Below are 23933 nucleotides of genomic sequence, written 5' to 3'. Positions count from 1 at the left end.
CCAAATTCAGAAATGTTACTGGGTTTCTTCCGCTTTTTTCTTTTGCCAGTTGGTTTCCCAGGCCAGAGCCGTGCCGACTATGGTATTCAGGTCGTCATAGTCCGGCTGCCAGCCCAGGGTCTGGCGAATAAGCGTGTTGTCCGCCATCAGCGCCGCCGGGTCGCCAGCACGGCGGCCGGTTTCGCTGACCGGAAAATCAACGCCGGATTGCGCTTTGACCACATCGATGACTTCCCGCACCGTAAAGCCGCGACCATAACCGCAGTTCATGACCTTTGAGTGACCACCGCCAGCCATGTAGTCCAGGGCCATGACATGGGCTTTAGCCAGATCTTCCACATGGATGTAGTCACGAATGCAGGTGCCGTCCCGGGTGTCGTAATCCGTGCCGAACACGCTCATCCCCTCACGCTGGCCGGTCACGCATTCACAGGCCACCTTGATCAGATGCGTCGCTTCAGGCGTGGCCTGACCAAGCAGGCCTTCCGGGTTGGCGCCCGCCACATTGAAGTAACGGAGAATCACGTAGTTGAGGCTGGAGGCTGCGGCCAGATCCATAATCATCCGCTCGCTCATCATCTTGGAAGCGCCATACGGGTTGATGGGAGCCAGCGGCAGATCCTCGGTGAGCACCGTCTGCTCAGGCATGCCATAAACAGCTGCCGTGGATGAAAACACCATGTAAGTCACTTGGTGCTTTTCGACCGCTTTCAGGAGGTTCAGGGTATTGCGGGTGTTATTGCTGTAGTACTTAAGGGGATTGGCAACGGATTCCGGCACCACAATATTGGCCGCAAAATGCAAAACCGCTTCAAACCGGTGACGCGAGAACAGATCCTCGACTGCCGCTTCATCGGCCAGATCCCCGACCACCAGTTCTCCGGCGGTCACCGCCCAACGGTAGCCTGTGGAAAGATTATCGAACACAACAATGTCGTGACCGGCCTGATCCAACTGACGAACCACATGACTGCCAATATACCCGGCTCCGCCGGTAACGAGGACTTTCATAGGCGAGAACTACTCCTTCCCTGAATTCTGTTTGCGCAAACGCCGGATCTCTGCCCGGCGCCGACTGAAAAACTCACTGATCACCTGACTGCACTGGTCTGAGAGAACACCACCAACCGCCGTCACATCCCAGTTAAGGTGGGGCTCTTCCAGCGTACGGCGAGCGGATTCTATCGCACCTGCCTTGGGCTCACTGGCACCATAAACCAGTCGACTGATCCGGCCATGCACAATGGCGCCCACGCACATGGTACAGGGCTCCAGCGTAACGTAAAGCGTTGCTCCGGGCAGACGGTAATTGCCCAGCCGGGCACCGGCATCGCGAAGGGCCCGGACTTCGGCATGGGCCGTGGGATCGCAACCGGAAATCGGCGCATTAAAGCCCGCGCCGATTTCCTTTCCGTCCAGGACGACCACTGCCCCAACCGGCACCTCACCTTTCGCCGCGGCCTCACCTGCAAGTTGCAGCGCCCGGTTCATCCAGCGTTCGTCCTCCGTTGTCAGATCAGACATCGGATCGAGTCATCCGCTGGTTATTCCCACTCAATCGTTGCCGGCGGCTTGGAGGAAACATCGTAGGTCACCCGGGAAACGCCCGTGATCTCGTTGATAATCCGGTTGGAGACGGTTTCAAGGAGATCGTAAGGCAGGTGCGCCCAGCGAGCCGTCATGAAGTCGATGGTTTCTACCGCACGGAGGGCCACCACGTATTCGTAGCGGCGGGCATCTCCTACCACGCCTACCGACTTGACCGGCAGGAATACCGCAAAGGCCTGGCTGGTCTTGTGATAGAAATCCGCACGATGAAGCTCTTCCAGGAAGATGGCATCTGCCTTGCGCAGGATATCGGCATATTCCTTTTTCACCTCGCCCAGGATACGAACACCAAGGCCCGGCCCCGGGAACGGGTGGCGGTACACCATGTCGTAAGGCAACCCGAGCTCAAGGCCGATCCGGCGCACCTCATCCTTGAACAGCTCTCGCAGCGGCTCCACCAGCTTCATTTTCATGGTTTCCGGCAGGCCGCCCACGTTGTGGTGGGACTTGATAACGTGCGCCTTGCCGGTCTTGGACGCGGCGGACTCGATCACATCCGGATAGATCGTGCCCTGAGCCAGCCAGTTCACGTCCTTGATGTTGGCGGCCTCGTCATCGAACACGTCGATAAAGGTATTGCCGATGATCTTCCGTTTCTGCTCGGGATCATTGACACCCTTGAGCTTCGACAGGAACAGGTCTTCGGCGTCCACCCGGATCACCTTCACGCCCATGTTGCTGGCGAACATGTCCATCACCTGGTCGCCTTCGTGGAGGCGCAGAAGGCCGTTATCCACGAACACGCAGGTTAGCTGATCGCCGATGGCCCGGTGAAGCAGTGCCGCCGTTACCGACGAGTCAACACCACCGGAGAGGCCGAGCAATACTTTGTCGTTTCCAACCTGTTCGCGAATCTGCTGAACTGCGTCATCCACGATTTTGGCCGGCGTCCAGAGCGCCTCGCAGTGACAGATAGTCTGGATGAAGTGCTCGAGAATTCGCTTGCCCTGAAGCGTATGAGTCACTTCAGGATGGAACTGTACGCCATACAGGTTACGGCTGAGGTCCTGCATGGCGGCAATCGGCGCACTCTCGGTGGATGCCAACAACTCAAATCCTTCCGGCATCGCCACCACCTTGTCGCCGTGGCTCATCCAGACATCCAGCAGCGACTCTCCAGCTGGTGTCAGGTGGTCGGTAATATCCGCCAGCAAAGGCCCCTTGGCCCGCACCTTGACCTGGGCATAGCCGAACTCACGCTTCTCGGAGCTGGCAACACGGCCTCCAAGCTGCTCCGCCATGGTTTGCATGCCATAGCAGATTCCCAGTATCGGAATACCGCGGTCGAACAGTCCTTCCGGCGCCCGGGGACCACCCAGCTGAGTTACCGACTCCGGACCACCCGCAAGAATAATCCCTTTGGGATTGAATTCATTGAGCTCGTCATCGGTGATATCGAACGCCTTGATCTCACAGTAGACGCCGATCTCCCGAACCCGGCGGGCAATGAGCTGGGTGTACTGGGAACCGAAATCGAGAATCAGGATGCGGTGGTCGTGAATGTTCTGGGCCATGGAGTCCTCGGAGCTGAATTAACAACGCGGCCCTCTTGGGGCCGCGTTTAATAGGGCAATGATTAACCGATACGGTAGTTGGGCGCTTCTTTGGTAATGGTCACATCGTGCACATGACTCTCACGCATACCGGCATTGGTGATGCGTACAAATTCAGGCTTGGTGCGCATTTCTTCCATGGTGGCGCTGCCGGTGTAGCCCATGGAGGCGCGAAGACCGCCAATCAGCTGATGCACGATATTGCGCATCGGCCCCTTGCAGGCCACGCGACCTTCGATGCCTTCCGGGACCAGCTTTTCAATACCCTTGCTGGCATCCTGGAAGTAACGGTCGCTGGAACCCTGCCCCATGGCGCCGATGGAGCCCATGCCCCGGTAGGCCTTGTAACTGCGGCCCTGGAACAGCTCGACTTCGCCCGGAGCCTCATCGGTACCCGCCAGCAGGCTGCCAATCATAACACTGTGGGCGCCAGCGGCGATCGCCTTGGCGATGTCGCCGGAGAATCGGATACCACCATCTGCAATCACCGGTACGCCGAGATCTTTCAGGGCTGCGGCAACGTTGGACACCGCCGAAATCTGCGGAACACCGATGCCGGCAACAATACGGGTGGTGCAGATGGAACCGGGGCCAATGCCTACCTTGACAGCATCCGCACCGGCTTCCGCCAGTGCCAGAGCCGCGTGTGACGTTGCGATATTGCCGCCAATCACCTGAACTTCAGGGAAGTTCTGCTTGATCCAGCGCACCCGCTCAATAACACCACGGGAGTGGCCGTGGGCAGTGTCCACCACGATAACATCGACTCCAGCTTCCGCCAGGGCGGTAATCCTGGCCTCGGTGTCGCCTCCGGTGCTTACCGCAGCGCCGACACGCAGACGGCCCTGGTCGTCTTTGCACGCCAACGGGTAGTCCTTGGCTTTCTGGATATCCTTGACGGTAATCAGCCCGCGCAGTTCAAAGTTGTCATTGACCACCAGGACCTTCTCGATGCGATGGCGATGGAGCAGTTCTTTAACTTCCTCGAGGCAGGCACCTTCCTTGACGGTAACCAGCTTGTCTTTCGGGGTCATGATGTCCCGAACCAGCGTATCCATCCGGCTTTCAAAACGGATGTCACGGCCGGTTACAATGCCGATCAGATCGTGGCCATCGACCACTGGCAGGCCGGAGATGCTGTTGGCCATGGTAATGTCGACCAGTTCGCGAACGGTGGTCTCTGGCGAGACGGTAATCGGATCTTTCACGACACCACTTTCGAACTTCTTGACCTTGCGAACAGCCGCCGCCTGTTGCTCAACGGTCATGTTCTTGTGCATGATGCCGATACCGCCTTCCTGGGCCATGGCAATGGCCAGCTCTGCCTCGGTAACGGTATCCATTGCAGAAGACAGAAGAGGGATATTGAGGGTAATACCCTTGGTCAGCTGGGTCTTGAGACTGACCTCGTGGGGCAGGACTTCTGAATATCCGGGAACCAGCAGAACGTCATCAAATGTGAGGGCTTCTTCGGCAATTCGCAGCATTGGGATCCGCCTTTTGAACGTGCTAAGTTGGGAATTTCCGTGCCGTACCCGCGGCGGTACGACAAAGCAAAATCCTTAATCGATCTATTATAAAGGGGCTCTCGGGGACAGTAAACCGGGCCGTTTTTAAGGTTCGATTGCATCTTTTTGAATTTTCGCTATTTTTACCTTCCCTTTTTTCGGCTATTGCGTATGTATAACGACGGATCAGAACCGGTGAGATCGTCTCTGCAAGATACCCGCCCCCGGGCGCTCAGCGTCAGCGAGCTCAACCATCAGGCCAGGCATCTGCTGGAGTCCAGCTTCATGCAGGTCTGGGTGGAAGGTGAACTGTCCGGCTTCTCACGCCCGTCCTCCGGGCATTGGTACTTTTCCCTGAAGGACCGCAAATGCCAGGTTCGCTGCGCCATGTTCCGGGGAATGAACCAGCGAATCCGCACGCTGCCGAAGGAAGGCGATCAAGTTCGTATCCGCGGAAAGGTGACACTCTACGAGAATCGGGGTGACTTCCAGATCATCGTCGAACATATCGAGCCGGCAGGATTGGGCGCCCTTCAACTGGCCTTTGAGGAGCTCAAACGAAAACTGCTCGCCGAGGGCCTGTTTGACCAGGCCCGGAAGAAGCCACTGCCCCCATTACCCAGACACATCGGGGTAGTCACCTCTCCCACCGGCGCAGCGATTCACGACATCCTCACCGTCCTTGCCCGGCGCTGCCCCGCGATCCCCGTTACGCTCTACCCCACAGCGGTTCAGGGCAAAACGGCGGCAGCCGACATTGTCCGTGCCATTGAGTCCGCCCAGAACCATGGCATCGCCGACGTTCTGATCATCGGCCGCGGAGGCGGATCCTTGGAGGACCTCTGGTGCTTTAACGAGGAAGCCGTAGCCAGAGCCATTGCCGAATGCCGGATTCCCACCGTCAGCGCGGTTGGTCACGAAGTGGATGTCACCATTGCGGATTTTGTCGCCGACCTTCGTGCGCCGACACCCTCCGCCGCGGCAGAGAAAGTTTCACCGGATCAGTCCGACTGGCTCAGACAGCTTCGCGAACGGGAATCCCGTCTTTCCAATGCCATGGCGCTTACCCTCAAGCGCCTGAGTACCCAGCTAGGGCACCTTGGCGCACGGTTGCGGGACCCCCGGAGGGAATTGCAGGAAAAAGCCCAACGGATGGATGAACTGGAGCTGCGGCTCGAAAAGGCCATCCGCCAGCGACTGACCAACGTTGCCGTACGCAATGACCATCTGGGTCAGCGGCTGTTCATGCAATCCCCTCGGCGGCAGCTTTCACAAAGCCATGAAACCCTTGGGCGCGCGAGCGAACGGTTGGTTTCGGTGATGCAACAGCATCTCAGGCAGCGCCGTGACAGCCTGGAGCACCTGGCACAGACCCTGAATGTTGTGAGTCCACTGGCGACTCTGGGCCGTGGGTATGCCATTGTCCGCGACAGCCAGGGGAGAATTATCCGGGAGGCACCGGACGTCTCCCCTGGCGACACCATTTCAGCGCGAGTTGCCCGGGGCGAGATGACGGCAAAGGTGACTTCAGTCAAATCTGCAGACGAAACTGGCCTGTAAAGCCCCCAGACTAAGCCAATGGTCTACTAGTCCATGATTTCAAACGGCCTAAAGTTGTCAGGAAACGTACTAAAACAACAACAGGCACGATGAGGTGGAATGTATGGACTACCACTCAGAGTTCCGGCGGTCGATCGACAAACCGGACGATTTCTGGCGTGAACAGGCGGAAAAGATTGACTGGATTGAACCGCCCAAAACCATCTGGCAGCCAACCGATAATGGCCATGGACAATGGTTCCCCGACGGCACCCTGAATACCTGCGACGTTGCTCTGGATGCCAATATCCGGGCAGGCCGGGGTGACCAGAAAGCCCTGATCTACGATTCTCCGGTGACCGGCACCCAGCGCTCCTACACCTACACTGAGCTGACCGAAGAAGTTGCCCGCTTCGCCGGGGCGCTCAAGGACCGCGGCATCGCCAAGGGTGACCGGGTCATCATCTACATGCCCATGATCCCGGAAGCCGTCATTGCGATGCTGGGCTGCGCGCGGATCGGAGCCATTCATTCCGTTGTTTTCGGGGGGTTCGCGGCCCACGAACTGGCCGTGCGGATTGACGACGCCAAACCCAGGGCGGTGATTACCGCCTCGTGCGGCATCGAAGTTTCGCGAGTGATCGAGTACAAGCCTCTGGTCAACAAGGCCATCGACCAGGCAAGCCATAAGCCGGAAACCTGCATTGTCTACCAGCGGCCCCAGGCGAAGGCCGATCTTCAACCCGGCCGTGACTACGACTGGAACGAGTTGATGGAAACGGCCGGACCGGCGGACCCGGTGCCCGTCCAATCAACAGACCCGCTCTACATCCTTTATACTTCCGGCACCACGGGCAAGCCCAAGGGTGTGGTAAGGGATAATGGCGGCCATGCCGTTGCGCTGACCTACAGCATGAATCTGGTCTACGACGCCAAACCCGGCGATGTCTACTGGGCCGCCTCCGACGTAGGCTGGGTGGTTGGTCACAGCTACATCGTGTATGCACCGCTGTTTGCCGGCTGCACCACCATCCTGTACGAAGGCAAACCCGTGAAAACACCGGATGCGGGCGCTTTCTGGCGGGTGGTACAGGACCACAAGGTCAACATGCTGTTCACCGCCCCGACCGCATTCCGCGCGGTTCGCAAGGAAGATCCGGAGGCCGACCAGCTGTCACGCTACGATATCAGCTCACTGAAACGCTTGTTCCTGGCTGGCGAACGCCTGGATCCGGCCACCTACGAATGGCTGAAGGAGCATACCGGTCTGCCGGTTCTGGACCACTGGTGGCAGACCGAAACCGGCTGGGCCATTTGCTGCAATCCGGTGGGTATCGAAATGATGGCCACCAAGCCGGGCTCGGCGACCGTGCCCTCCCCCGGATACAACGTTCAGGTAGTGGACATGAACGGCAGTCAGATGCCAGCAGGCGAACAGGGCCAGATCGCCGTGAAGCTGCCATTGCCTCCGGGCTGCATGATGACGGTCTGGGGCGATGACGAGCGATTCCGCAAGACCTATCTGGAACCCATTTCAGGCTTCTACAGTTCCGGCGACGGCGGCTTCATTGACGATGATGGCTACGTGTTCGTCATGGGCCGTACCGATGACGTGATCAATGTCGCCGGCCACCGTCTTTCCACCGGCGAGATGGAAGAAGTCGTGGCCTCTCATCCCGCCATAGCCGAGTGCTGTGTGGTGGGCGCTCATGACGACATGAAGGGACAGATCCCGATCGGTCTGGTGCTCATCAAGGATGGCGCAACGATCGACCATGACGAACTGGAAGACGAACTGGTGGAGATGGTTCGCGACAAGATCGGCGCCATTGCCTGTTTCCGCCGGGCGATGGTGGTGGATCGACTGCCCAAGACCCGTTCAGGCAAGATCCTGAGGCGCGTCATTCGTCAGATTGCCGATGGAGAGGAATACTCGGTGCCGAGCACCATTGACGATCCGGCGATTCTGGAAGAAATCAGCCAGCAATTCCGCCACTGACGAAAGCGACGAGACGCTGCCCGCCTCTCACCCACAGGAGGCGGGCATTTTTTGGCCAATCAAATCCCAACCCGTTGTTTTTGCCGACAATAAAACCTGCATGAAAGGTGCAAAAATTTCGTTGACGCCCCCCAAAGTCGGTCTATACTGAAATTGCTGTGAAAATACAGCGGTATTTGGTGAATGCGTTTCAACGTCCTGCCGAAGTGCTCTTCGTTGCCCCTTCCTCAGTACTCTCTGGATTTCTCAGCAACGATTCCGTATGGAATTTTGAAGGTCCCGTGAGGGCAAATTACAGAAAGACAGGAAAGATCAATGTCCGATACTAAAACCGGCCACGTTAAGTGGTTTAACGAGTCCAAAGGCTTTGGCTTCATCGCTCAGGACGGTGGCAGCGACGTATTTGTTCACTACAGCGCAATCAACGCAAGCGGTTTCCGTACCCTGACCGAAGGCCAGCAGGTACAGTTCACCGTAACACAGGGTCCGAAAGGTCCCCAGGCGGAAAACGTTACCCCGGTCTGAGGGTCTACGCTCCGTCCTTTGCCCCTCACGGGCATCGGAAAACCAACAAGCCGGCATTCGTGCCGGCTTGTGTCGTTAGTGCAGTGCGTTTTCAGGCCCAGTCTGTTTCAGCCTCCGTTTCCGCCTCGGGCATCTCAACACCAACCGCCTGAGCTACCGCCGAGAACAGCGCCTGCAGGGTCGCGGATGTGGTGTCCTCGGCAAGCGCCGCTGCACTGCAGTGCTTGCCGCTCGCCGTCAGCCGGATACAGGCCAGCGCATTGGCGTTGGTACCCTCACCAAGGGCAAACTCATCGTAAGCCTCGACTGCGATGGCTATGCCAAAACGCTTCTCCAAGGCTTCCGATACCGCCTCAACAGCGCCCAGCCCATGACCATCCAGGCGCACTGGCGATGCCTCACGACCCACGGACACCTCGGCGTGAACACCGTCTTCATCCCGATGCAGGTCGTAGGACCGCAATGCCCAGTCCGCGTGGACTTTCAGGTAGCGGTCTTCAAAGAGTCGATGAATGGTCAATGAATCAATCTCACCGCCGTTCGTTTCCGCCTCTCTCTGAACCACCTTGCTGAACTCGATCTGCAGCCAGCGCGGCAGGCTGATATTGTAATCCCGCTCCAGCACATAGGCGACACCGCCCTTGCCAGACTGGCTGTTGATGCGCACCACTTCCTCATACCGACGACCAACATCAAACGGATCGATGGGCAGGTAAGCCACGTTCCAGGTTTCACCTTCCTTCCGGCGGGCAAGGCACTTGCGAATCGCGTCCTGATGGCTTCCGGAGAAGGCGGTAAAGACCAGCTCCCCGGCGTAGGGATGGCGGGGATGGGTGGAAATCTCGGTGCAGGCTTCGACAACCTCGGTAATCTCCGCCATCCCGGACAGATCCAGGGTCGGGTCAATGCCCTGGGAGTAGAGGTTCATGGCCATGGTCACCAGGTCCATGTTACCGGTGCGCTCACCGTTGCCCATCAGGGTGCCCTCGACCCGGTCGGCCCCGGCCATTACCGCCAGTTCGGCGGCGGCAACGGCGCAGCCACGATCGTTGTGGGTGTGCACACTGATGCTGATGTGCTCCCGACGCTGGATGTTGTCGCAAATCCATTCAATCTGGTCGGCGAACACATTCGGGGTCGCCATCTCAACGGTGGCTGGCAGATTGATGATCATCGGCTGCCCCTCTTCCGGGCGCCAGACCTCACTCACGGCATCAATCACTTCCGCAGCGAAATCCAGCTCGGTACCGGTAAAGCTTTCCGGTGAATACTGGAAGGTCCACTCGGTTTCCGGGTGGCGGGCGGCAATGTCACGAACCAGCTTCGCGCCGTTGACGGCAATCTCCCGGATGCCATCACGATCCAGGCCAAACACCTGCTCCCGTTGCACTGTCGACGTTGAGTTGTAGACGTGGACAATCGCCTTGCGGGCGCCGGCCAGCGCCTCGTAGGTACGTTCGATCAGCTCGGGACGCGCCTGGGTCAGCACCTGGATTTTCACATCTTCCGGAATACGGTTTTCTTCAATCAGCTTGCGGCAGAAGTCGAAATCCGGCTGGCTGGCAGCGGGAAAGCCGATCTCGATTTCCTTGAAGCCCAGCTTGACCAGCAGTTCGAACATTCGCGTTTTCTGCGCAACCGACATGGGTTTCACCAGCGCCTGGTTACCATCCCGGAGATCCACGGCGCACCAGGTCGGCGCCTTCTCGATGACTTTGTCGGGCCAGCGACGATCGGTTTTGGCAACGGGTTTGAACGCAACGTATTTGCGGTGATCAAAAGCCATGCGTGGGATTCCTTGCGGTTTCGGGAATGACATTATCAGTGTGTACAGGTTAACGCGTTAATGCTGATATTTGATTGCGAACTTCAACAGGAAAGCGTATTTTTTAATCCATATATTGCTTTAAATATGACTTGAGTGCAATTTTATGGCTGAAAAGCAGAAGAACCTCGTCAAAATTGACAAAATAGACCGACGAATACTGGAACAGGTACAGCAGGACGGCTCCCTGACGAACCAGGAACTGGCGGAGAAAGTCGGGCTGTCGCCGTCCCCCTGCCTGCGCCGTGTCCGGGCTTTGGAAGAGGCAGGCATTCTTGTCAGGACAGTGACTATTCTGGATCACAAGAAGCTCGGCCTGTCTCTCACCGCGATCATTCTGATTGGCATGGACAGACACACGCCCGAGCGTTTCGCCGCCTTTGAAGAACAGGTTGCCGAGTACCCGGAGGTTCAGGAGTGCTACCTGATCACAGGCCAGGATGCCGACTACATGCTCAAGGTAGTGGTGCCGGATATGGACCATTATCACCACTTCCTGCTGAACCGCATTACGCGGATACAGGGGGTCAGTGGCGTGCACTCAAGCTTTGTACTCCGACGGGTGATCGACAGCACTGCCCTGCCTCTGGGTTATCTCTCCTGAGTCAGGAGACCAGCTCCCGAACATAGGCTCGGGCCATGCACTTGAGCTCTTCCACCAACTGGTGGGCCTGGGCCTCCGGAAGCGTCACCGCGAGGCGCAGAATGGTGCCGGCTGATCGCGGCAGCAAAAGGCTTGCTGTCCAACGGCGATCCTCCGGCATCTGTGGGTACTCTTCTCTGAGTTTCTCGTCCAGATCGCGGGCATTGCTGTAAAGCTCTCTCAGATCAAGGTCCCGGAGTTCCGGCATGGCTTCCACGCCGCTCCAGATGGCCGAATAGGCAGGCTCGTCGCGGTAAAACACATAGAACTGGTCAATCAGAACGTCCACGGCATCGATCAGGCTCAGTTCCTGCAAACGCTCCCGCAGGGCCCGCTCCATCTTGTCTACCTGCTGCTCGGCAATGGCATGAACAATGGCGGCCTTGTTGGGAAAATAACGGTACAGGGAAGCCAGGGACATTCCCGACTGCCGGGCTATGGCCGACATGCTGGCCGCATCGACACCGGCTTCGTGAAAGATAATGGCGGCGTGGCTGAGGATGGTATTCACGCGTTCCCGGCTGCGCGCCTGAACCGGCCGGCGCCGCGGGGCCACATCAATAGATTCGTCGGTCATCATCTGTACCTTGTGCAACAGGCTCCGTACAATAACGACCACTTTACGACAATTAAAGGCCTGGGCGGGCCAATCGCCGCCTGTCCATTAGTCTAACACTTCAGATTGATTACAAACGGAAGACACGATGCGAGCAAGCCGTTACCTGATTGCCACCCAGAAAGAAACCCCCGCTGACGCCGAGATCATCAGCCATCAGCTGATGTTGCGTGCCGGCATGATTCGTAAACTGGCCGCCGGCTTATACACCTGGCTGCCAATGGGCCTGCGCACCCTGCGCAAGGTTGAACGGATTGTTCGTGAAGAAATGGACAAGAGTGGTGCCCAGGAAGTGCTGATGCCTGCCGTTCAACCGGCCGAACTCTGGGAGGAATCCGGGCGCTGGACCCAGTACGGCGGCGAACTGCTGCGCATGAAAGATCGTCACGGCCGGGATTTCTGTTTCGGACCGACCCACGAAGAAGTGATTACCGACCTGATTCGCAACGAGCTTAGCAGCTACAAAGAGCTGCCGGCCAACTTCTACCAGGTACAGACCAAGTTCCGGGATGAGCGTCGCCCCCGGTTCGGCGTCATGCGGGCCCGGGAATTCCTCATGAAGGATGCCTACTCCTTCCATCTGAACGCGGAATCCCTGAACGAAACCTATGAACTCATGCACCGCACCTACTGCGCCATTTTTGACCGATTCGGCCTGGATTACCGGGCGGTGCAGGCAGATTCAGGCGCCATTGGCGGAAATGCATCCCACGAGTTCCATGTACTCGCATCCTCCGGTGAAGACGACATCGTGTTCAGCACCGGAAGCGATTACGCAGCCAACATTGAGAAAGCCGAAGCGCTGGCACCCAGTGGTGATCGCCCGGCACCGGCCGAGGAATTGAAGGAAGTCGCCACCCCGGACCAGAAGACCATTGATGCCGTATCCGAGCTTCTCGGCATTGACGCCACCCGCACGGTCAAGACGTTGCTGGTCAAGGCCGAAGTGGACGAAGACGGCCAGGCCGGCCTGGTCGCGCTGGTCCTGCGTGGCGACCACACCCTGAACGAAATCAAGGCGGAAAACCTGCCCGGCGTCGCCGAGCCTCTGACCATGGCTACCGATGAGGAAATCGAACAGGCCGTCGGGTGCAAGGCCGGTTCTATCGGGCCGGTTAAACTCAACCTGCCGGTTATTGTTGACCGCAGTGCGGCCCATCTGGCGGACTTCGTCTGCGGCGCCAACCGTGAAGGCTTCCACCTGACGGGGGTGAACTGGGAGAGAGACGTATCGCTTGAGCGTGTGGAAGACCTTCGCAACGTGGTTGAGGGAGATCCGAGCCCGGATGGCAAGGGCACCCTGGAAATCCGACGCGGTATCGAGGTAGGCCACATCTTCAAGCTTGGCAACAAATACAGTACCGCCATGAACGCTACGGTTCTGGATGAGAATGGCAAAACCGTGATCATGGACATGGGTTGCTACGGCCTGGGCGTTTCCCGCGTTGTTGCCGCAGCCATTGAACAGAACCACGACGATAATGGCATCATCTGGCCCGACGCCATTGCACCTTTCCAGGTGGCCATCGTTACCCTCAACGCCCACAAGTCGCCAACGGTTGCCGAAGCCGGCGAAAAGCTTTACGAGCAACTGCGCCAGGCCGGCTATGATGTGCTTCTGGACGACCGCAAAGAGCGCCCGGGTGTGAAGTTTGCCGATATGGAACTGATCGGTATTCCGCACCGGTTCGTGGTGTCCGAGCGCGGTCTGGCTGCCGGAACCCTGGAATACAAGGGCCGAAGGGATGCAGAAAAACAGGACATTCCGGTGGCCGATGCGCTGCCCTTCCTGGTGAACGCGTCACCCAGAAAAGGACTCTAAAGCCCCCTGCCCGCGTCAGCGGGCATCGCACTGGCGGCACCTGATCTCAAGGGTCCGCCAGGCACCGGCACCTCAGCCAGGACCACCGACAATCCCCGGCTCCATCTCAAGGCTTACCCCAAAACGCGCCGTAACAGACCCGCGAATCCGCTCTGCAAGCGTAAGGATGTCGCTGCCACTGCCGCATGAGTGATTAATCAGAACCAAAGCCTGCCGGTTGTGTACGCCTACCCGTTCATTCCGGAAACCTTTCCAGCCACACTGGTCGATCAGCCAGGCGGCAGCCAGCTTGACGCCCTGCTCCTGGGGATAAGCCACGATATCCGGGAACCGAGCCTTGAGAGATTCGAAGGTTGCGCCATCCACCACCGGGTTCTTGAAGAAACTGCCGGCGTTTGGAACCTTGTCCGGATCCGGCAGCTTCCGGCGACGGATAGCCATAACGGCTTCGGCGACATCCAGCGGATCCAGGGAGGATTCCTGTGTGTCGCCAAGGTACTCCTGAAGATCCCGGTACCCGAGCATCAGTGGCCGTGAGCGGGACAGACCCAGGCGGATTTCCGTGATCACATAGCGATCTGGCGTCTGTTTGAACACGCTGTCCCGATAGGCGAACCGGCACTGCTCGTTTTCCAGTACCACCAATTCACCGGTGGTGCGATCCAGCGCCGTAACCGACTCCAGGCAGTCACAGAGCTCAACCCCGTAAGCGCCGATATTCTGCACGGGTGCCGCTCCGGCGGTTCCGGGAATCAGCGCCAGATTTTCGATCCCTCGATAACCGGCCCGGGCTGCGTACAGAACGGCCTCATGCCAGTTCTCACCCGCGCCGAGAACCAGCGTAGCGTTGTGGCCATCGATGTGTTCCCAGCGGCGTCCGCGAATGGCCAGGCGAACCACCAGGCCCATGAAATCTCCCGCGAATACCAGATTGCTTCCACCACCAAGGATCAACACGTTCAGCCCCTCGGTTGCAGCCCAACCCAGGGACTGGGCCAGCTCCCCGGCGCTGCGAACCTCCACATAGAAACGGGCCCTGGCCGGCACATGCAGGGTGTTCAGTGCCTCCAGTTCTACGTTCTCCCGGATTTCCGGTTGCGGACTCAATCCAGACGCCTCCGGATATCCGCCAGCAGCCCTTCACCGGCTTCGTGAATCAGATCAAGAACGGTCTCAAAGCCCTCGTCACCGCCATAGTAGGGATCTGGTACTTCCAGGTGCACCGAGCTGCCATACTCCAGAAACAGGGCCGGCCGGGTGCCGCCGTTCTGATGCCAGACATCCTTGATATCGGCCAGGTTCTGGCGATCCATCACCAGCACGTAATCGAAGGTGTCCAGATCCTCGGCATTAAACTGACGGGCTCGCAACCCGCTGATGTCGATACCACGGCGCCGGGCGGCTTCCTGGGCACGGGCGTCCGGAGCCTTGCCAATATGCCAGTGGCCGGTACCACAGGAATCGATGTGGACCCGCTCTGCCAGGCCTGCCTGTTCCACCAGGGAACGAAACACACCTTCCGCACTGGGTGAGCGACAGATGTTCCCCAGGCACACGAACAACACACTGATTGGCTCAGCCATGGTCACTAGTCCTCCTTTCCAGCCAGCCACGGACCCGTTGGAGATCCGCCTCGGTGTCAACGCCCGCCGGCGGGTTCACGGCGGCTACGTCAACGTGAATCCGGGCGCCGTTGTACAGTGCCCTCAGCTGTTCCAGGGATTCAGTAACCTCCGTGGGCGCAGGTGGCCAACTGACAAACTCCCCAAGGACCGAGGCGCGGTAGCCATAGATTCCAATGTGCCGGAAATAGCCGATGTTGCCAGGCAGGGTACTATCCACACCGGTCAGAGGTGTTCCCTCCTGCCACTGGTCCCTGGCCCAGGGAATCGGCGCCCGACTGAAATAATGGGCCATACCCCGGCTATCAAACACCACCTTGACCACATTCGGGTTAAACACCTGGGCAGGATCATGAATTCGTTCACACAGGGTGGCAATCGCGGCCTCCGGATAAAACTCCAGATTATCCGCCACCTGATTGATCAGCTCGGGGGGGATCAGCGGCTCATCGCCCTGGACGTTAACAACCCGATGATCAGATTCAAAACCAAGCTGCCTCGCTACCTCTTCCAACCGGTCAGTGCCGCTGGCGTGGTTGGGCGAGGTCATTACCACTTCGGCACCGAACCCCTGGCAGGCGCTGTAAATACGGTCGTCGTCGGTGGCGACAACCACCCGGTCCGCCCGGCTCTCCGCCGCACGCTCACATACATGCTGGATCATGGGCTTACCCGCTATCTCCGCCAGCGGCTTCCCGGGAAGACGACTGGAGGCATAGCGGGCCGGAATGACTACGGTAAAAGACATGAAGTAGCTACCCTGATGGACTTCGGTTCAGCGCTTGTGCAAGCGCTCATCGGTGGAGAGTGTCCTGGCCTCGGTGGCGAGCATTACCGGAATACCCTCACGGATCGGGAATGCCATGGCATCGTGATAACAGATCAGTTCGGTTCTGGCATCGTTGAGTTTGAGATCGCCCTTACAGACCGGACAGGCCAGCATGGCCAGCAGTTTTTTATCCATGTTGCTTACTCATTATTATCAAGAAGTTAACGGCTCAGAGCACTGGCGGACCCGGGCGAGAAACGCCTCCCGGAACTGATCCGGCAATCTGGCTTCAACCACCAGGCTCCACGCGTTTTCAGGTGCGAATTGCTGGCATTTGACCGCGTCTTTCGCCGTCATGACAATCAGCTCCTCCTCGTCGGCCTCGAGATCCTCCGGGCGGAACCTGTGATGATCCGGAAATGCTGCCTCGGTCACCACCGCTCCCAAGACCCTGAGTGTATCGAAAAAACGGACCGGATTGCCGATTCCGGCAACCGCCCTTACCCGCTTGCCCTTCAGATCTTCCACAGACCGGAACGCACCGGTTTTCAACTGAACAAGGGTTGCCGGCTCAAGAACCATGGAATAGATATCCGGGTGTTCGATACCGACGAAACTTTCCAGAGGCTGCTCCGAAAGGTCCTTGCCATTCACGATAACAAAATCCACCGAAGAGAGCCGGGAAACCGGCTCCCGCAATGGGCCGACCGGGATAAGGGCGCCATTGCCTATGCCTCGCTGGCCGTCAAAAACCGACAGCTCCAGATCCCTGGGCAGCTTGTAGTGTTGCAGACCGTCGTCGCAGATCAGCAAATTGCCAAGATCGTTCTTCAGGGCATAGTCGGCGGCCCGTCGTCGCTGGGGATCAACAACAACCGGACAACCGGTGCCAAGCGCCAGCATGACCGGCTCATCACCGGCTTCGTCCGGACTGGTCGCTGCCGTGACTTCCAGGGGATATTTTCCGGAATTGCCACCGTAGCCCCGGCTGAGTATGACCGGTCGCCAGCCGGCGGTTGCCAGCTCAGCGACCAGCCAGGCGGTGAGAGGTGACTTGCCGGTTCCGCCAGCGGTAATGTTGCCAACCACAATGACGGGAACCGGCAGCGAGACATCCCGCGCCTCCCAGGCGGCGCGTCGACGGCCTTCCGTGATGCTGCGGTACAACCATGAAAGCGGTGCCAGGAAAACCAGCGGACGTTTACTGCCATACCACAGACGCTCAACCAGCGAGCTCATGGCTGCTTGCACAGACCTCATGACTGGTCGCTGAACTGCATCTGGTGCAGCTGAGCGTAGGCACCGCCCGCAGCAAGAAGCTCCTCATGGCGGCCGGATTCGGCAATTCGACCGTTCTCCATTACCAGAATCCTGTCGGCCTTTTCGATCGTGGACAACCGGTGGGCGATAACCAGAGTGGTGCGTCCCTGCATAACCGTTTCCAGTGCTTCCTGGATATGGCGCTCAGATTCGGTGTCGAGCGCCGATGTCGCCTCATCAAGGATCAGGATGGGGGCGTTCTTGAGTAATGCCCGGGCGATGGCGAGCCTCTGCCGCTGGCCACCGGAAAGCATGACGCCGTTGTCGCCAATCATGGTATCCAGCCCCTCAGGCATACGGTCGATAAATTCAAGGGCATGGGCCTTGGCGGCGGCCTCACGGATTTCTTCGCGAGTACAGTGCCGCAGGGCGCCGTAGGCTATGTTGGCAGCGATACTGTCATTGAAGAGCACCACGTTCTGGTTCACCAGTGCAATCTGGGATCGAAGCGCCTTCAGGGAAAACTCGTTCAGCGAATGACCGTCGATACGAATATCGCCGCCGGTGTATTCGTAGAACCTTGGAATGAGGCTTACCAGGGTAGACTTTCCGCTCCCGGAACGACCGACCAGTGCCACACTCTGTCCCGCGGGAATGCTGAAGGAGATGCCTTCAAGGACATTGTCCAGCTGATCACGGTACCGGAAAGCCACGTCATCGAATTCGATGGCACCATCCACCCGGTCCGGGGCGTAGGTGCCAGGATCCTGCTCCGGGGATTCGTCAATGGTCTCGAAGACATCGTAAGCGGCAGCCACACCCTTCTGGATCTTGGCATGAACCGACGTTACCTGCCGGATCGGCTTGGCCATGGTCGTTGCTGCTGTAATAAACGCCACCAACTGGCCGGTGGTCATTTCCCCCCGGATTTCCGGGGCCAGCATCATCCACACCAGCCCGGCAATCGCGATGGCCACCAGAACCTGAATCACCGGAACACTGATGGCCTGGGTGGACGCCATCTTCAGACTTTGCTTGAGGTTTTTGTTATTAACCTCCTGAAAACGCTGCCTTTCATAATCTTCACCACCAAAGGTGCGTACGACGCGGTAGCCAGTAATCGATTCCGATGCCACATGGGTGATGTCGCCCATGGACCCCTGAATCCGCTGACTGATCTTGCGAAAACGCTTGCTGGCATAACTGACGACCGCTCCGATAAGCGGCCCCACCGCCAGGAAAATCAGTGTGAGCTTCCAGTTGGTGTAAAACATGTAACCCAGCAGGCCGATAATGGTCAGACCTTCCCGAAGGGTAATCGTGACCGCGTTGGTTGTGGCCTCGGCCACCTGCTCCACGTTGAAGGTAAGCTTGGAAACCAGACGCCCGGCGGCATTGTCATCAAAATACCGGGACGGCAATGTCATCAGGCGATCGAACACATCGTTCCGCAAGGCATTGATCACCTGACGGCCGACATAACTGATGAAATACTGGCTCAGAAAGGTGCCCAACCCCCTGAACGCAAATACCCCGACAATAACGAGCGTGAGCATCAACCGGTTCTGCTCGGTAGGATTTTCGATCGCCGCGATGACGTATTCCATGGCAGCCGCCATGCCGGTGGACGCAGCGGCATAAATGATATTGCCAAGAACCGCCAGAGAAAACGCCAGCATGAAGGGCTTCACGTAGGCAAGCAGGCGTTTGTACGTTTCCCAACTGCCCGCCGGTAATCCGGCCGAAGGCTCAGGCAAAGGCTCGGTTACCTTCACTGACTCTCAGCCTCCCGCTCGGTGGTGATGCTGAGCTTGGCAAATCCCAGGCGCCCGGCAACGTCCATGGCACGGACCACGTACTCATGAGGTGTACGGGCGTCAGCGGTAATGATGAATGGAAGCGAATTATCACCCTCGGCCAGTTCGCGCACGCCCCGCTCCAGGGTCTCACGCCGGTTGTTAACCAGCGTTTTGTCATTGAGGATGTATTGCCCCTCGGCGTTGATCACCACGTCAATCTGCTGCACTTCTGATGCTGCCGCGGGCTCACCACTGGCTTCCGGAAGGTCTACCTGCAAATGGCTTTCCCGGGTAAAGGTCGTGGAAACCATAAAGAAAATCAGCAGCAGGAACACCACATCGATCAGTGGTGTCAGGTCAACCCCGACTTCCTGGCTTCTCTGGCGCTTGAACTTCACGGTGTTCAGGCTCCTTCCACGTCGATTTCGCGGTCTCCGTGAACTACCTCAACCAGCTTGATGGCTTCCTGCTCCATACCAACCACCAGTTCATCCACCCGACGGATAAAGTAGCGATGGCAGATCAGGGCCGGTATGGCCACACTCAGGCCGGCAGCCGTGGTGATAAGCGCCTCGGAGATACCGCCGGCCAGGTTACCCGCGTTGCCAACGCCCGCCAGTTGAATCTCTGCAAACACCTTGATCATGCCGATTACGGTGCCCAACAAACCCAACAACGGGGTAATGGTCGCCACGGTGCCCAGCGGGTTCAGGAACCGCTCCAGATCATGAATGACCTGGCTCGCCTCGTGCTCGATGCTCTCTTTCATGATTTCGCGGCCGTGCTTGGCATTGATCAGGCCACCGGCCAGAATCCGGCCGAGCGGAGAGGATCCCTGCAACGCCTTCAGCTTCCGGCCATTGAGTTCTTTCTTCTTGATCCACCGCCACAATTCGTTAATGGTCTGCGGAGGCGCCACCCTGGAGGCGCGAAGGGTCCAGAAACGCTCCAGAATGATGGCCAGCGCCAGAATGGAACAGGCAACAATTGGCACCATCAGAATGCCACCGGCTTTCAACAGCTCGAACACGCTTGGTCTCCCTGATTGTTTGCAAGCCGCGCTACTTTAGCATAGCTACCGGTGGAGGCCACACCTGGAATGTCACGGTATTTTACATTGGTCACGGGTTAGCCCCGGGCCGCCAATCCAGAACGGAGCGTTGTCGCGCATTTCCTTTAACGCCAACTGGTTATCGGCAATGGTCATTAGCACGCTGCCGGAACAGGCCGTGTTCAGCGCCGCTGCCCCAACCTCAGCGTACCGGCCGGTTACCCTCGGGTGAGGATGGCCGTATCGGTGTCGGTATCCGGCGGTGTAAATCACCCAATCCGGCTTCAATGCCCCAACCCAGGCTCCGGACGATGAGGTTTTGCTGCCATGGTGAGGCGCAACCAGCACTCGAGTGGATGGGTCCGGCAGACCCTCTCCGCCGGACCGGTAGGCCAGATACTGTGCCTCCATTCGGTCAGTAATATCACCCGGCAAGAGCCATTCAATGCCTGAATCGGGATGCTGGATTCGCACCACACAGGAGGCGTCGTTTCCTTCTGTCACGCCCTCCCCTTGCCAATACTCGACAACCAGTCCACCCAGCGTCTGCACGGACCGTTTGCAGGGTGAAGCGGTCAAATCCGGGATCTGCTCCCCGAGCGGCTCAGTCTCGCCAGCGATGACGCGCCCGATTCCAATTTTCCTGGCGAGCTCCGACACGCCCCCGGCATGATCGTTGTCTGCATGGCTGATCACCAGGGTGTCGATTCGACGGATACCCTCTGCTTTCAGGTTGGGCAGGAGTGTCGATTCAACGGCTGAGAACACGCCCGGAACAGCAGGACCAGTGTCATAAACGAAGACCTCACGTTGGTGCCGGACCAGTACTGACAGCCCCTGACCGACATCCCATATCCGGACTTCCGGCTCGGCCACATAGGGATTCTGCGCGGCCATCGGCTCCGGGTACATCAGCCACAACACGGCCAAAAGCCCCCCGATTAAGCGGAATGCCGCGAACGGAGCAAATACTATGGCGACGGTCAGCAACGCCCACCCCGCAAGCTCCGGCAAACTGGCATCAATAGTCGGTGCCTGCCAACCTCCGACCCAGACCAGGAACTGCCAGAGCATGCCCAGCACAAGATCAAGCACCGTCACAAACAGCTGCGCGGCGCCAGGGAAAATGGCAGTGGCCAGCCCACCTGTCACCAACATCGGCATAACCACAAGGGAAACCCAGGGAATAGCCATCACATTTGCCACGAGCCCCAGCAACGGCTGACTCTGCCCCAAACTTTCCAGAATGGGCCAAAGGCCACCAAAGACAGCAATTTGGGCCAGCAGGAGACCTGTCACCCAGCCTGTTCCGGAAAGCCGTGCCGAGAACGCCGCGATCAACACGGCGACTGCCGCGAAGGAGAGCCAGAAACCCTGATCCAGAGGTGCAAAAGGATCGAGTACAAGTACAGCCGCCAGCGCGGCGAGAAAGGATTGCCAGACCGGAGTCTGACGACTCAACAAGATCAGCCAACCGCCGGCGATCACCATGATCAGGGCCCTACGGGTCGGTACGGTAAACCCGGCAGCCAGGGCGTAGATCAGGCAGCAGATAACGACCGATGCGAAAACGATCCGGCGTGTGGCTCCGTCACTGACTCTTCGTGCCGGCAGAGCCAACAACAGACGTCTGCACAAGAAACCGGTACCCAGGGCCACCAGGCCGAGATGCAGGCCGGAGATGGCCAAAAGGTGAATGGTTCCGGTCGCCTTGAGTACATCCCAGTGGTTCGGCTCCATGTGGCCGCGATGACCAATCAACAGCGAGGAAATCAATGGAAAATGCCTGGCATCGCCAAACCGTTCGGTAACCCAGCTGTTCAGCGAAAGGTGCAGGCTGCGGTACTGACAATGCAGGAAACACTCGACCGTTGGGTCGCTCCGCACATCACGGACGCTTCCCGTGGCCCGAAACCCCTTGCGAAACAGCCAGTCCTCGTACCGGAAACCCGCCGGGTTGAGCGTGCCATGGGGACGTTTGAGAACAACCTCCAGGCGCAAACGTGCAGCCGGCAGCGAATCGTCTCCATGGCCGTACCAGGACAGCCTGAGAAGTTCCGGCAGCCTTGCTCCGTTCACGGCTTCGGTGGGAAGGTTATGCCATTGGGTAACACAGAAACTGAAACGCAGACTGTTAAAGCTGCCAGGGGACGGGATATCGCACAGGTACCCCGAGACCGATAGGCGCTCCCGCTCAAGACCGGGCGCGAGCACCTCCGAGAGCCTGTCTCCGGCCTGCCAGGACGCCCAGGAAAGCCCGGCAAGCAGGCCCAAGGCGAATACTGACAGCCGACGGGTCAAAGGCGATGAAGAACGGGCAAGCCCCCAACCAGACAGCAGCGTGGCCGCAGTCAACCACGCCAGAGGTGGCAGTATCGACAACCAATACAGTAAGATAACGCCAAACGAGAAGGCGATAACGCCCAACGCCGCAGAACCGGACCTGCCAGAAGAGCACGCCGGGCGGTTGATACTTCCGGACAATCCTTGTCCTCCTGTTTGTCAGACACACCGGCGGCATCCGATGTGCCGGTATATTAACTCCGCTTAAAGGCAGAACTTCCAATGCCAAAGAAGTTCATGAAACGCTATCTGCCCTCACCAGAGAAGGTACAAGCGATGCAATCGCTGAGCTTTCTGGGCGACATTCTTCATGAACCCAACCTATGGCATATAAATCGTCACTGTGTTGCCCGAGCTTTCCTGGTCGGTATCTGGTTCTGTTTTATACCCATGCCTTTCCAGATGCTCGCCGCGGCCTTTTTCGCCATCTGGTTCAATGCCAACCTGCCGCTATCCGTGGTTCTCGTCTGGATCAGCAATCCGGTCACCATGCCACCCATGTTCTACTTCAACTACAAAGTGGGTGCCTGGATACTGGACCGTCCTGTTCTGAACTTTGAATTCCAGGTGTCGTGGTCGTGGATCAGCGAACGCTTGCTGGACATTGGTATCCCGCTCTATCTGGGCTCCCTCATCGTCGCGACAGTCTCCGCGTGCGTGGCCTACCTGATCATCCAGTATCTCTGGCGCCGGAAAATCCGGACAGACTGGCAGGTACGGCGAACCGCCCGGCTGAGACGCCGGCGAGCGGCCGATCAGATTTCCTGAATCAGCCGGCCCTGCTCCAGCCGCAATACCCTGCCCAGACTTCGGGCCATTCTCATGTCATGGGTTACCATAACAAAGGCAATGCCAAGCTGATCCCTGAGGGATTCGATCAGGGCCTGAACCCCCTCGCCGGTGTGTTCGTCCAGGTTGCCTGTTGGTTCATCCATCAGCACACAATCCGGTTCGTTTACCAGGGCCCTCGCGATAGCAACCCGCTGCCTCTCGCCACCAGATAACTCACCGGGTTTATGGACCAGCCGCTCACCAAGCCCGACACGCTCCAGCAAACTCTTTGCCTTGTCCCGGGAACTCGACACCGACATTCCACCCAACGCACACGGCATCATGACGTTTTCCAGGGCGGTAAATTCCGGCAGGAGGTGATGAAACTGGTATACAAACCCCAGGTGGGCATTGCGAAACCGGGCGCGTCGCGCCTCGGAGAGCCGGTGAATATCCTCGCCACAGATGGAAATCTGTCCGGAAGAGGGCTTGTCCAGCCCGCCCAGCAGATTCAGCAGTGTTGTCTTTCCGGCGCCGCTGCTTCCGACAATGGCAACGGTCTCACCCTGCGAGACTTCCAGGGAGATGTCCGAAAAGATGGTGAGCTTTCCGGGACCCTCGTTGTAGGTGCGGGTGACCTGACGACAGTCGATCACCAGGGAAGAATGCGCCATACGGGA

22 protein-coding genes are annotated in these 23933 nt (G+C 58.4%); 6 read left to right on the top strand and 16 right to left on the bottom strand.

All coding sequences use genetic code 11. The annotated features are described in order from the left end of the window. Positions 1-15 precede the first annotated feature (15 nt). From galE to guaB, 4 genes are all read right to left on the bottom strand, one after another. Positions 16-1011, bottom strand: coding sequence for a UDP-glucose 4-epimerase GalE (gene galE / locus ACESMK_RS13780; RefSeq protein WP_372999781.1), 996 nt, complete (start codon positions 1009-1011; stop codon positions 16-18). Positions 1012-1020: 9 nt separating this feature from the next. Further along, positions 1021-1524: a tRNA adenosine(34) deaminase TadA gene (gene tadA / locus ACESMK_RS13775; protein WP_372999778.1), complete on the bottom strand. Its 504-nt coding sequence runs from the start codon at positions 1522-1524 to the stop codon at positions 1021-1023. Between the two features lie 20 nt (positions 1525-1544). Continuing rightward, entirely contained in the window at positions 1545-3122 is a 1578-nt protein-coding gene (gene guaA / locus ACESMK_RS13770; protein WP_372999775.1) for a glutamine-hydrolyzing GMP synthase, read from the bottom strand. A gap of 62 nt (positions 3123-3184) precedes the next feature. Further along, positions 3185-4648, bottom strand: a complete 1464-nt coding sequence (guaB, locus tag ACESMK_RS13765; protein ID WP_372999772.1) for an IMP dehydrogenase — start codon at positions 4646-4648, stop codon at positions 3185-3187. A 192-nt stretch (positions 4649-4840) separates the two neighbouring features. Here guaB and xseA point away from each other — a divergent pair, with 192 nt between their 5' ends. From xseA to ACESMK_RS13750, 3 genes are all read left to right on the top strand, one after another. Then, positions 4841-6229 (top strand): exodeoxyribonuclease VII large subunit, encoded by a 1389-nt coding sequence (xseA, locus tag ACESMK_RS13760; RefSeq protein WP_372999769.1) that lies wholly within the window; start codon positions 4841-4843, stop codon positions 6227-6229. A gap of 103 nt (positions 6230-6332) precedes the next feature. Further along, the gene (locus tag ACESMK_RS13755) at positions 6333-8207 is read left to right on the top strand and encodes a propionyl-CoA synthetase (protein WP_372999766.1); all 1875 of its coding nucleotides are present in this window, start codon (positions 6333-6335) and stop codon (positions 8205-8207) included. 315 nt (positions 8208-8522) lie between these two features. Further along, positions 8523-8732: a cold-shock protein gene (locus ACESMK_RS13750; protein WP_008169155.1), complete on the top strand. Its 210-nt coding sequence runs from the start codon at positions 8523-8525 to the stop codon at positions 8730-8732. Positions 8733-8823: 91 nt separating this feature from the next. Here ACESMK_RS13750 and leuA read toward each other — a convergent pair whose 3' ends face one another. Then, a complete protein-coding gene (gene leuA / locus ACESMK_RS13745; protein WP_372999763.1) occupies positions 8824-10518 on the bottom strand; it encodes a 2-isopropylmalate synthase in 1695 nt (564 codons plus the stop codon). A 145-nt stretch (positions 10519-10663) separates the two neighbouring features. Between leuA and ACESMK_RS13740 the strand changes: the two genes are divergently transcribed. Beyond that, complete coding sequence (locus tag ACESMK_RS13740) at positions 10664-11161, top strand: Lrp/AsnC family transcriptional regulator (RefSeq protein ID WP_372999760.1); 498 nt, start codon at positions 10664-10666, stop codon at positions 11159-11161. Between the two features lies 1 nt (position 11162). Here ACESMK_RS13740 and ACESMK_RS13735 read toward each other — a convergent pair whose 3' ends face one another. Continuing rightward, a complete protein-coding gene (locus ACESMK_RS13735) occupies positions 11163-11777 on the bottom strand; it encodes a TetR/AcrR family transcriptional regulator (protein WP_372999870.1) in 615 nt (204 codons plus the stop codon). A 127-nt stretch (positions 11778-11904) separates the two neighbouring features. On the opposite strand from ACESMK_RS13735, the gene ACESMK_RS13730 reads away from it, so the two are divergent. Next, entirely contained in the window at positions 11905-13638 is a 1734-nt protein-coding gene (locus ACESMK_RS13730; protein ID WP_372999757.1) for a proline--tRNA ligase, read from the top strand. A gap of 72 nt (positions 13639-13710) precedes the next feature. Here ACESMK_RS13730 and murB read toward each other — a convergent pair whose 3' ends face one another. From murB to ACESMK_RS13685, 9 genes are all read right to left on the bottom strand, one after another. Then, positions 13711-14745, bottom strand: a complete 1035-nt coding sequence (murB, locus tag ACESMK_RS13725; protein WP_372999754.1) for a UDP-N-acetylmuramate dehydrogenase — start codon at positions 14743-14745, stop codon at positions 13711-13713. Continuing rightward, the gene (locus tag ACESMK_RS13720) at positions 14742-15221 is read right to left on the bottom strand and encodes a low molecular weight protein-tyrosine-phosphatase (RefSeq protein WP_372999751.1); all 480 of its coding nucleotides are present in this window, start codon (positions 15219-15221) and stop codon (positions 14742-14744) included. The genes murB and ACESMK_RS13720 overlap by 4 nt, the downstream gene beginning before the upstream one ends. Further along, positions 15214-16008 carry a 3-deoxy-manno-octulosonate cytidylyltransferase gene (gene kdsB / locus ACESMK_RS13715; RefSeq protein WP_372999748.1) on the bottom strand — a complete coding sequence of 265 codons (795 nt, stop codon included), beginning with the start codon at positions 16006-16008 and terminating at the stop codon, positions 15214-15216. The genes ACESMK_RS13720 and kdsB overlap by 8 nt, the downstream gene beginning before the upstream one ends. A 27-nt stretch (positions 16009-16035) precedes the next feature. Continuing rightward, a complete protein-coding gene (locus ACESMK_RS13710) occupies positions 16036-16224 on the bottom strand; it encodes a Trm112 family protein (RefSeq protein WP_372999745.1) in 189 nt (62 codons plus the stop codon). A gap of 18 nt (positions 16225-16242) precedes the next feature. Then, the gene (gene lpxK, locus ACESMK_RS13705; protein ID WP_372999742.1) at positions 16243-17289 is read right to left on the bottom strand and encodes a tetraacyldisaccharide 4'-kinase; all 1047 of its coding nucleotides are present in this window, start codon (positions 17287-17289) and stop codon (positions 16243-16245) included. Continuing rightward, positions 17286-19064, bottom strand: a complete 1779-nt coding sequence (msbA, locus tag ACESMK_RS13700; protein ID WP_372999739.1) for a lipid A export permease/ATP-binding protein MsbA — start codon at positions 19062-19064, stop codon at positions 17286-17288. The genes lpxK and msbA overlap by 4 nt, the downstream gene beginning before the upstream one ends. After that, positions 19061-19486, bottom strand: a complete 426-nt coding sequence (locus ACESMK_RS13695) for an ExbD/TolR family protein (RefSeq protein ID WP_372999736.1) — start codon at positions 19484-19486, stop codon at positions 19061-19063. The genes msbA and ACESMK_RS13695 overlap by 4 nt, the downstream gene beginning before the upstream one ends. A 5-nt stretch (positions 19487-19491) precedes the next feature. Next, positions 19492-20118 carry a MotA/TolQ/ExbB proton channel family protein gene (locus tag ACESMK_RS13690; protein ID WP_372999734.1) on the bottom strand — a complete coding sequence of 209 codons (627 nt, stop codon included), beginning with the start codon at positions 20116-20118 and terminating at the stop codon, positions 19492-19494. Positions 20119-20190: 72 nt separating this feature from the next. Then, entirely contained in the window at positions 20191-22623 is a 2433-nt protein-coding gene (locus ACESMK_RS13685) for a DNA internalization-related competence protein ComEC/Rec2 (protein WP_372999731.1), read from the bottom strand. Positions 22624-22704: 81 nt separating this feature from the next. On the opposite strand from ACESMK_RS13685, the gene ACESMK_RS13680 reads away from it, so the two are divergent. Beyond that, positions 22705-23250 (top strand): DUF2062 domain-containing protein, encoded by a 546-nt coding sequence (locus ACESMK_RS13680; protein ID WP_372999728.1) that lies wholly within the window; start codon positions 22705-22707, stop codon positions 23248-23250. On the opposite strand, the gene lolD is transcribed toward ACESMK_RS13680, so the two are convergent. Continuing rightward, positions 23238-23927, bottom strand: coding sequence for a lipoprotein-releasing ABC transporter ATP-binding protein LolD (lolD, locus tag ACESMK_RS13675; protein WP_372999867.1), 690 nt, complete (start codon positions 23925-23927; stop codon positions 23238-23240). The two genes, ACESMK_RS13680 and lolD, sit on opposite strands and share 13 nt — an antisense overlap. Positions 23928-23933: the final 6 nt, after the last annotated feature.

The organism is Marinobacter sp. (assembly GCF_041687235.1).
Lineage (GTDB): Bacteria > Pseudomonadota > Gammaproteobacteria > Pseudomonadales > Oleiphilaceae > Marinobacter.
This window is presented reverse-complemented; position numbering and strand designations above follow the sequence as displayed.

Excerpts from the sequence above, each read along its gene's own strand:
- ACESMK_RS13730 (WP_372999757.1), top strand. The coding sequence starts at position 11,905 with ATGCGAGCAAGCCGTTACCTGATTGCCACCCAGAAAGAAACCCCCGCT.
- guaB (WP_372999772.1), bottom strand. The coding sequence starts at position 4,648 with ATGCTGCGAATTGCCGAAGAAGCCCTCACATTTGATGACGTTCTGCTG.
- ACESMK_RS13740 (WP_372999760.1), top strand. The coding sequence starts at position 10,664 with ATGGCTGAAAAGCAGAAGAACCTCGTCAAAATTGACAAAATAGACCGA.
- ACESMK_RS13720 (WP_372999751.1), bottom strand. The coding sequence starts at position 15,221 with ATGGCTGAGCCAATCAGTGTGTTGTTCGTGTGCCTGGGGAACATCTGT.
- ACESMK_RS13755 (WP_372999766.1), top strand. The coding sequence starts at position 6,333 with ATGGACTACCACTCAGAGTTCCGGCGGTCGATCGACAAACCGGACGAT.
- tadA (WP_372999778.1), bottom strand. The coding sequence starts at position 1,524 with ATGTCTGATCTGACAACGGAGGACGAACGCTGGATGAACCGGGCGCTG.
- ACESMK_RS13750 (WP_008169155.1), top strand. The coding sequence starts at position 8,523 with ATGTCCGATACTAAAACCGGCCACGTTAAGTGGTTTAACGAGTCCAAA.
- ACESMK_RS13680 (WP_372999728.1), top strand. The coding sequence starts at position 22,705 with ATGCCAAAGAAGTTCATGAAACGCTATCTGCCCTCACCAGAGAAGGTA.
- kdsB (WP_372999748.1), bottom strand. The coding sequence starts at position 16,008 with ATGTCTTTTACCGTAGTCATTCCGGCCCGCTATGCCTCCAGTCGTCTT.
- ACESMK_RS13735 (WP_372999870.1), bottom strand. The coding sequence starts at position 11,777 with ATGACCGACGAATCTATTGATGTGGCCCCGCGGCGCCGGCCGGTTCAG.
- leuA (WP_372999763.1), bottom strand. The coding sequence starts at position 10,518 with ATGGCTTTTGATCACCGCAAATACGTTGCGTTCAAACCCGTTGCCAAA.
- galE (WP_372999781.1), bottom strand. The coding sequence starts at position 1,011 with ATGAAAGTCCTCGTTACCGGCGGAGCCGGGTATATTGGCAGTCATGTG.
- xseA (WP_372999769.1), top strand. The coding sequence starts at position 4,841 with ATGTATAACGACGGATCAGAACCGGTGAGATCGTCTCTGCAAGATACC.
- guaA (WP_372999775.1), bottom strand. The coding sequence starts at position 3,122 with ATGGCCCAGAACATTCACGACCACCGCATCCTGATTCTCGATTTCGGT.
- lolD (WP_372999867.1), bottom strand. The coding sequence starts at position 23,927 with ATGGCGCATTCTTCCCTGGTGATCGACTGTCGTCAGGTCACCCGCACC.
- lpxK (WP_372999742.1), bottom strand. The coding sequence starts at position 17,289 with ATGAGGTCTGTGCAAGCAGCCATGAGCTCGCTGGTTGAGCGTCTGTGG.
- ACESMK_RS13710 (WP_372999745.1), bottom strand. The coding sequence starts at position 16,224 with ATGGATAAAAAACTGCTGGCCATGCTGGCCTGTCCGGTCTGTAAGGGC.